Raw genomic sequence first — 8,061 nt, forward strand, 5'->3', positions numbered from 1 at the left:
CCTTCTTTTATACCCTCTTATAAACTTTCATACTGACTTGCGAAACTTAAATTATATACATTATCCACGCTTTCCATAATCTGCACCCGGCTCAGCAGCCATAGATACTTTTGCAGACTGACCGTCAAGCGCATTCAGGCGTTCCTTCAACTTTGTGTTACGTTTCAGTACCGACAAGTTACGTATGGCGAAGCTTAATGCTTTTTTTGTACCTACCAGCACACAGATTTTTTTAGCACGTGTAATTCCGGTATAAATCAGATTGCGCTGAAGCATTACATAGTGAGTCATCAGCACAGGCATTACTACAATGGGATACTCGGAACCTTGTGATTTATGAATGGTAGTAGCATAAGCAAGTGTCAGCTCGTCCAGTTCAGATACATCATACTCCACCGTTCTTCCATCGAAGCAGACAAACAATGTTCTGTCTTCCATATCTACTCTTTCGATATAGCCCAAATCACCGTTGAACACCTCTTTATCGTAATTATTACGCAGCTGCATCACACGGTCTCCTTGACGGAATGAATATCCACTGCGGTTCAATGACACCTGCCCGGGATTCAAGACAGTCTGTAACGCCATGTTGAGATTGGCGGCCCCCACTACCCCTCTCTGCATGGGTGTAAGGACCTGTATATCGCTTGTCGGACGTTTATACGCATTAGGCAGACGCTCTTTCACCAACTTGACGATTGTATCTACAGCCTGTTCCGGATCATCCTGTTGGATAAAGAAAAAATCAGTATGCTTACCGTTGCTTGTATCTGGAAATACACCTTTATTTATGGCATGCGCACTCATGACGATACGGCTTTCCTGTGCCTGGCGGAAAATACGTGTCAGGCGGATGACGGGTATTCTCTTGCTGTCGATGATATCACGCAGCACGTTTCCGGCACCCACACTCGGCAACTGGTCGATGTCGCCTACCAACACTAGACGCATACCTGCCGGAATTGCCTTCATCAGATTGTTCATCAGCAGGAGGTCTATCATTGAACATTCGTCCACAATGAGCGCATCCCCCTCCAAAGGATTATCGTCATTACGTTTATATCCATCTTTAGGATTGTACTCCAACAGACGGTGAATGGTCTTGGCCTCCATTCCGGTAGCCTCACACATGCGCTTGGCTGCACGACCGGTCGGCGCCGCGAGCAGAATGCGTAGACCCATAGCTTTCAAGGCTGCTATAATACCTTGTGTGGTAGTAGTTTTTCCTGTTCCGGGACCTCCTGTAAGGACCATCACCTTAGAAGATACAGCCTCACGAATGGCTTCTGCCTGCACCTCGTCATACTCTATCCCCGTCTGTTTTGATATAACTGAAATATCAGGAATTACATTGAACAGACTGCCTTCCACACAGTCCAGCAATTTGTTCAGGCGGTTTGCTGTACCGACTTCGGCATAATAGAACGGTGGCATATATATGGCTTCGGCATCAGCTATGAGGTCTTCACTCTGTAGCATCTCGGATATAGCCTGACGAACGGGAGTCTCATCGGCATCAAGCAGTTCAATTGCAGATTTTACAAGCTGCTCTTCCTCGGCATAGACATTGCCTTCCTCGGCCATACAGCTCAGTGTGTATGTGACTCCACTTTTCAGTCTGCGCAGGCCATTCTTCTCATAACCCATTTTAGAGGCAATAGTGTCGGCTGTCTTGAAACCTATTCCCCAAATATCATCCGCCAGTTTATATGGATTGGTTTTCACGGTGTCAATACTTTCCTTGCCGTATTGTCTATAGATCTTTGCGGCATAAGCGGTACTCACCCCATATCCCTGCAGGAAGAGCATTACATTCTTAATGTCCTTCTGTTTTTCCCAACTCTCAGCTATTTTCTCTACTCGTTTCTGGCCTATTCCCGGCACTTCATAGAGGCGTTTTATATCTGTCTCTATAATTTCGATAGTATCAAGACCGAAACGGCTCACGATGAGCTGTGCAAACTTAGGTCCGATACCTTTCACCAGTCCGCTTCCCAGATACTTTTCTATGCCGTAAAGAGTGGCTGGCATCACCTCTTCCCATGTCTGAGCCACGAACTGACTACCATAGCGTTTATCTACCTTCCAGTCGCCCTCACACAAAAGCACACTTCCTGCCGGTACCTCCAGGAGATTTCCCACCAGAGTAACCAGTTCATCATAACCTTTTACCTTCACCCTCATCACCGAATATCCGTTCTCAGGATTCTGGTATGTGATACGTTCTACTACACAGCGCAGTTTTTGCATTTCCGTCTTCTCTTATAATACTTACAATACTTCAGGATTCTTCTGAATTCCGCTACTATGACACAAAAATAGAGGTTATTTCAAAAAAAAGCAACATTTTTCAACTTGCAGCAAAAAAAGTAATAAAGAAACCAAGTAAAAATATTGACTGATAATTGTTTGAATTTTAATGGGAATATTCAAATAGCCAATAGCAAATATTTATAATCTCACATATTATTTTTACTTTTGAAGCTGTATTTAATAGAGTTTCCATCATGACCAAAAACAACCTACTTACAGAACAACTGAGGTACACGGGTGACAACAAGTTTCCCACCAAGATAAATCTTTGTTCCTATAAGAAAGATTCCATCACATTTCACAAGGATATAGAATTCGAGCACCTTCAGGAATTAATGAACGAGGACGAAATAAACTGGATACAGATTACCGGTATGCAGGATACTGATAAAATAAAAAATATATGCCAGATGTTCTGCATCGATTTTCTGACCACTCAGGATATCCTTAATCCGGAACACCTAACGAAAGTGGAAGAACACGATGATTACAATGTTATCATCATCAAACTGTTGACTATGAACGAAGAAAGAGATTATGAATCGATGCAACTATGTATCATTCAAGGCAAATCATATGTCCTCACATTCGTAGAAAAAGAGACAGATTTCTTCAATGAGATTATTTCAGCGCTGAACAAAAATACCTTAAAGATCCGTCACCGCCAGTCAGACTATCTGCTAAGTGTGATACTGAACAGCTCTATGGCTAATTTCATGTCCGTACTGACAACAATGGAAGATGAGCTGGAAGATATGGAAGAAGCTTTAATCGTTCCTCACAATCCGGATGCACCGGGAATAGAGAATATACAGAAATACAGGAAAAACTACCGTATAATAAAGAAATGTATCTTCCCAATGAAGGAACACATAAACAAGCTGTTTCATGCCGACAATGAACTGCTGAATGAACAGCAACGTCCGTTCTTCAACGATGTGAACGACCATCTGCAATTCGTACTTCAGACAATGGAAAGCTGTCGTGACCTTATAACGGCCATCGTTGACCTATACATATCAAGAAACGACCAGCGACTGAACGACATCATGAAACAACTCACCATAGTTTCCACAATCTTCATCCCTCTGACATTCCTTGCAGGAATTTGGGGAATGAACTTCGAATGGATGCCCGAACTGCACTGGAAATACGGATATCTCTTTGCCTGGAGCCTTATGCTGACTATGGGTATCTCACTTTTCTTCTTTTTCAGACACAAAAAATGGTAACAGACTATGCGTAAACAAGAATTATACAATAAGGTTATAGAATATTTTGAGAAGGCAATGCCGGTGGCAGAAACCGAACTACATTACTCAAACCCTTTTGAACTGCTCATTGCAGTGATACTCAGCGCGCAATGTACGGACAAGCGTGTGAACATGATAACTCCACCGTTGTTTCACGACTTCCCTACCCCCGAAGCGCTTGCAGCCAGCAGTCCCGAAGTGATATTCGAATATATCCGCAGTGTGAGCTACCCAAACAATAAGGCAAAACACCTGGTAGGAATGGCAAAGATGCTCGTAAGCGAATACAACAGTACAGTGCCGGACACACTGGAAAAGCTCGTGAAACTACCTGGTGTGGGCCGCAAGACTGCAAATGTGATACAAAGCGTGGTTTTCAATAAAGCCGCAATGGCAGTAGATACACATGTGTTCCGCGTAAGCCACAGAATCGGATTGGTACCCAAATCATGCACCACTCCGCTCGCCACTGAAAATTATCTGATGAAATATATTCCAAAGGATATTGTTCCAAAAGCTCATCACTGGCTGATACTGCACGGAAGATATGTCTGCATTGCACGTTCGCCTAAATGTTCGGAATGTGGATTAAACGGAATATGTAAAGAATCCCTTAAAGTCAAACCTGAATAAATTATTCATATCAACATCAATAAACTCAAACAAGAAATAATATTACACCATGAAAAAATTAAATCTTTTATTATCAGCCTTATTTATAAGTCTGACTTGTTCCGCCCAAGAATCATTATGGGGTGGACAGAACATCACTTCGCCTGAAATACACCCGGACAATACCGTAACTTTCCGTTTTCATGCACCTAAAGCGGTTCAAGTAAAGGTTACAGGCGACTTCCTGCCTACTGTAAAAATGGATACTCAGTTCGGCAAGGTAGATGTACCGGGATATACCGAGTTGAAAGAAGGCAAGAACGGTATTTGGGAATATACCACTCCACAACCTCTGGCTTCAGAGCTTTACAATTATTCGTTTATAGTTGACGGTCTGAAAGTGACAGATCCGAACAATGTCTATGTGAGCCGTGATGTAGCATCAGTTTTCAACATATTCATAGTCAAGGGAGAACCTGGCGACTTATACAGCGTAAACAAGGTTCCTCACGGAACTGTAACGAAGCGCTGGTATCACAGTGAAGCCTTAGGCTATGACCGCCGACTGACAGTCTATACCCCTGCAGGCTATGAAAACAGCAACAAGCGATATCCTGTGCTTTATCTGCTTCACGGAATGGGTGGCGACGAAGATGCCTGGACCACTCTTGGAAGGACAGCACAGATAATGGATAACCTTATAGCTCAGGGAAAGGCAGAACCTATGATAGTGGTTATGCCAAACGGAAATGTAGATCAGGAAGCTGCTCCGGGAGAATCGTCTTTAGGAATGTACAAACCAACTATGAATCTTCCCAGAACAATGGAAGGCACCATGGAGACAACCTTCCCTGAAATAATGAAATTCATAGAGAAGAATTACAGAGTTGAGAATAAAAAATCCAGACGTGCTATAGCAGGTCTATCAATGGGTGGATATCATTCTCTTCATATTTCCAAAGAATATCCGGATAAATTCGATTATGTAGGTCTTTTCTCTGCAGCAATACTTCCCGATAAGGAAAAAGATTCAGATATCTACAAAAACATGGAAGAGAAACTGGCTAAACAGTTCAATAAGGCTCCTAAACTTTACTGGATTGCGATAGGAAAGACAGACTTCCTGTATGATGCCAACGTGGAATACAGAAAGTTGCTTGACAAGCACAACTACAAATATGTGTATAGAGAAAGCGACGGCGGACATATCTGGCGCAACTGGAGAATTTATCTGTCTGAATTCGCTACAATGATTTTCAAATAAAAATATTAATATAAATTATAGCAAAATGAGCAACCAAAAGCCTAAGACCTTGGTTGCTCTTTCCTATTTATATCAGAATACGACTAGTCCTACAGACAATGCCGAGAACTCCGGATCATACGTAGTATCAAGCACCTTACATGGACTATATTTTACATAAAATCCTAAAGTCTTGAAACCGAATGAAGCCTGAATATCAACTGTTACAGGAGTCTGATGAATATTGTTATCCGTCAGTTTAAACTTTTCTCCGTTCAGTTTGTAACGAGTTTTCATACTGGCATGCGTATTGAAATTGATAATCGGCCCGAAACTGAAGTTGAAATTATTTTTCGTTTCGTGAGTAAACATTACTGGAACAGCCCAGCTGAAAACCTTGATACGCGAGAACTGAATATCAGCACCTTCAGGGTAAGCGCCGATAGACATATCCGTTCCAGACTCTTTTATAAAGCGCTGTTTGCCAGTCATACGGTAATTGCGCCAACTACAAGCCACTCCAATAGAAAAAGAAGTCCTTGTTCTCCAAGGATAACATTCCCAACCAAACGAAGGAGTAGTAATTTCCCACGAAGAACCCATGGTTACATCCATATTGTCAGGAGCTCCCTGAGCGGTAGAAAGTCCTATCTTGAAGTCCTTGACCACAAATGCATTCCGTTTACGTTTCTGTTCTTCTGTATGCTTTCTGAACGGGATATTGAAATCCCAGTCACTGTTACGTTCTTTTGTGACCGAAACATCCGAAGGGGATATTTCCACCTCACGGACATAACGGAAATCAGGATTGTCTTTCTTACCGTCAATTTCTACCTTCATGCGGTTGTTTGACTCTGTTATTGTTACCCTATCAGGGTTATCAATACTCATTACATTTTCAACCTTCAATGAGTCTTTACTTTCAGCATACCCGCCTGCCGCAATCAGCAATGTTGCTACAAGCAAAATCATTTTCTTCATATCTTTATAATGTTTTATTTGTTTCTTCCTATTTAAACATCCGCTTCAGTTCTTCCAGAGTAACTTGTCCTTCCATATATACCACCGTGACTTCCGGTTTCTTTGTACCGTCCGGAACAACAGAGGTATTCCTATAAAACAGATAACGGCAACTTTCATCCTGTGGCGGGAAACAATAGAAACCATAATACAACTGCGAGCCAATTTTCCCAACCTCCTTGTCAACAGCCGTTTCCGCATCCTTTACAACTAGTGCCTCTATCTCATCCGAGAATGCCGGAGCATCTGTCACTGTCAGACTACGGAAAAGCGTCAGATGATATTTCTTCAGTTCCTTACCTTTGATAAGAACCTCTACTGCCCTCTTGTCATGCTTGAAGCGACCGTCGAACAAGGTTTCCACATGCATGCCCTTCTGTGCCGACATAGGCAACACAGCCAGCATGGTAATTCCCAGTATAATCAATCGTCTTATCATATCTCTTTATTTTTTAGTTTTCAACTGATGTTCCAATTGTCTGAAAGATGTCTGACAATTGTTCCTGAACTGTTTCCTGCGGCAAATCATGTCGCACTTTATCGATGGATTTCATAGCCTCCGAAAAAACTATTTCCTTATCAGTGTAACGCTCGCCGTTGATATAGGCCACACAGACGTTAGTCCTTTCCGTCACCTGCCATACAGCAGTCAAGGCCAGTACTCCCGTAATAGCTGCGGCTGCCGCATAATATCTCAACCGTACTCTACGCGTACGCTGCCTTTTGTGTATTGCACGTCCTGTAGCGACAAATCCCATTACGACACGAAGTTCGTCGAACTCCTTCCCTTGCGAAGCCGGTGTGGCGAGAAAACGTGCCAATGCTTCTTCTTCAACATCTGTTGTCTCAGCTTCAAAATAGCGTTCCGCCAACTCTTTCCACTGCTGATAAGTTCGTTCGTTTTCTTTCATCGTTCCATCTGTTTTAAATAACAACCCCTGATTTCTTTTCTAGCTCTCGACAGTTGCATCCGCACAGCCGGTTCCTGCATTCCGAGTATTTCGGCTATTTCATCATACTTTTTCCCTTCATACTCTTTCATCCGTAAAATCTGTTGTTGCAGAGGGGTCAGCCTGAGTTCTATGATACGTTCCAACGTGCGGAAACGCTCTTCTCTCTCAATACTCTCATCAGCCTGGTCGCAAACGGATTCATCCCTGTTCTCATCCAACTCTACAGTAGGAATATTGTTCCTCTTGCGCAGTGTGTCAATACACAGATTCTTCACCGTCACTACCGTAAGCGCCTCCGCTTCCTCGCGCGAACCGATCTGGTCAGCATGTCGCCACAACCGGAAGAAAGCCTCCTGAAGTGCATCGTCGGCATCCTCCTTATTGGGAAGGAAACGCATTGCAAGCCTGAGAAAATTCTTCCTCAGTTCAGTAAAAGTCGATGTCAGTGTTTCTTTACTCATGCTTTTTATCGGGTCCGTACTGTTTGTTTTCAAGAAGGTAAACGTAAAGATATTGGTTTTGTAACAGATAAGATGAATATTTTTTATTTTTATCTGGAAATCTCATTATTTGGCAGCAATTACATTCCTGATAAAAATATCCTCAAAGCTTTGTCAGATTCAAGGAAAGAACATATATTTGCAAACGTAGCACATTGATAATTAAT

8 protein-coding genes are annotated in these 8,061 nt (G+C 42.5%); 3 read left to right on the forward strand and 5 right to left on the reverse strand.

Annotated elements, in window-relative coordinates; genetic code table 11:
• Positions 1 to 60: 60 nt before the first annotated feature.
• Positions 61 to 2,250 (reverse strand): ATP-dependent RecD-like DNA helicase, encoded by a 2,190-nt coding sequence (locus QZ379_RS11065; RefSeq protein WP_291564522.1) that lies wholly within the window; start codon positions 2,248 to 2,250, stop codon positions 61 to 63.
• Positions 2,251 to 2,507: 257 nt separating this feature from the next.
• Here QZ379_RS11065 and corA point away from each other — a divergent pair, with 257 nt between their 5' ends.
• Genes corA through QZ379_RS11080 form a run of 3 tightly spaced genes read left to right on the forward strand, consistent with a single transcriptional unit; the run spans position 2,508 to position 5,442 of the window.
• Positions 2,508 to 3,545: a magnesium/cobalt transporter CorA gene (gene corA, locus QZ379_RS11070; RefSeq protein WP_291564525.1), complete on the forward strand. Its 1,038-nt coding sequence runs from the start codon at positions 2,508 to 2,510 to the stop codon at positions 3,543 to 3,545.
• A 6-nt stretch (positions 3,546 to 3,551) separates the two neighbouring features.
• The gene (nth, locus tag QZ379_RS11075) at positions 3,552 to 4,199 is read left to right on the forward strand and encodes an endonuclease III (protein WP_291564527.1); all 648 of its coding nucleotides are present in this window, start codon (positions 3,552 to 3,554) and stop codon (positions 4,197 to 4,199) included.
• Between the two features lie 49 nt (positions 4,200 to 4,248).
• The gene (locus QZ379_RS11080) at positions 4,249 to 5,442 is read left to right on the forward strand and encodes an esterase (protein ID WP_291564530.1); all 1,194 of its coding nucleotides are present in this window, start codon (positions 4,249 to 4,251) and stop codon (positions 5,440 to 5,442) included.
• Between the two features lie 72 nt (positions 5,443 to 5,514).
• On the opposite strand, the gene QZ379_RS11085 is transcribed toward QZ379_RS11080, so the two are convergent.
• Genes QZ379_RS11085 through QZ379_RS11100 form a run of 4 tightly spaced genes read right to left on the reverse strand, consistent with a single transcriptional unit; the run spans position 5,515 to position 7,855 of the window.
• On the reverse strand, positions 5,515 to 6,402 hold the full coding sequence (locus QZ379_RS11085; RefSeq protein WP_291564533.1) for a hypothetical protein: 888 nt from the start codon (positions 6,400 to 6,402) through the stop codon (positions 5,515 to 5,517).
• Positions 6,403 to 6,430: 28 nt separating this feature from the next.
• Positions 6,431 to 6,880, reverse strand: a complete 450-nt coding sequence (locus tag QZ379_RS11090; protein WP_291564536.1) for a DUF6108 family protein — start codon at positions 6,878 to 6,880, stop codon at positions 6,431 to 6,433.
• A gap of 13 nt (positions 6,881 to 6,893) precedes the next feature.
• Complete coding sequence (locus tag QZ379_RS11095) at positions 6,894 to 7,352, reverse strand: hypothetical protein (protein WP_291564539.1); 459 nt, start codon at positions 7,350 to 7,352, stop codon at positions 6,894 to 6,896.
• On the reverse strand, positions 7,349 to 7,855 hold the full coding sequence (locus tag QZ379_RS11100; protein ID WP_291564542.1) for a sigma-70 family RNA polymerase sigma factor: 507 nt from the start codon (positions 7,853 to 7,855) through the stop codon (positions 7,349 to 7,351). The genes QZ379_RS11095 and QZ379_RS11100 overlap by 4 nt, the downstream gene beginning before the upstream one ends.
• Between the last annotated feature and the right edge of the window lie 206 nt (positions 7,856 to 8,061).

It is taken from the genome of Bacteroides sp. (genome assembly GCF_019417265.1).
In the GTDB taxonomy this organism is placed as follows: domain Bacteria; phylum Bacteroidota; class Bacteroidia; order Bacteroidales; family Bacteroidaceae; genus Phocaeicola.

Coding starts and splice junctions, on each gene's coding strand:
- QZ379_RS11065 (WP_291564522.1), bottom strand. CDS start 2,250: ATGCAAAAACTGCGCTGTGTAGTAGAACGTATCACATACCAGAATCCT.
- corA (WP_291564525.1), top strand. CDS start 2,508: ATGACCAAAAACAACCTACTTACAGAACAACTGAGGTACACGGGTGAC.
- nth (WP_291564527.1), top strand. CDS start 3,552: ATGCGTAAACAAGAATTATACAATAAGGTTATAGAATATTTTGAGAAG.
- QZ379_RS11080 (WP_291564530.1), top strand. CDS start 4,249: ATGAAAAAATTAAATCTTTTATTATCAGCCTTATTTATAAGTCTGACT.
- QZ379_RS11085 (WP_291564533.1), bottom strand. CDS start 6,402: ATGAAGAAAATGATTTTGCTTGTAGCAACATTGCTGATTGCGGCAGGC.
- QZ379_RS11090 (WP_291564536.1), bottom strand. CDS start 6,880: ATGATAAGACGATTGATTATACTGGGAATTACCATGCTGGCTGTGTTG.
- QZ379_RS11095 (WP_291564539.1), bottom strand. CDS start 7,352: ATGAAAGAAAACGAACGAACTTATCAGCAGTGGAAAGAGTTGGCGGAA.
- QZ379_RS11100 (WP_291564542.1), bottom strand. CDS start 7,855: ATGAGTAAAGAAACACTGACATCGACTTTTACTGAACTGAGGAAGAAT.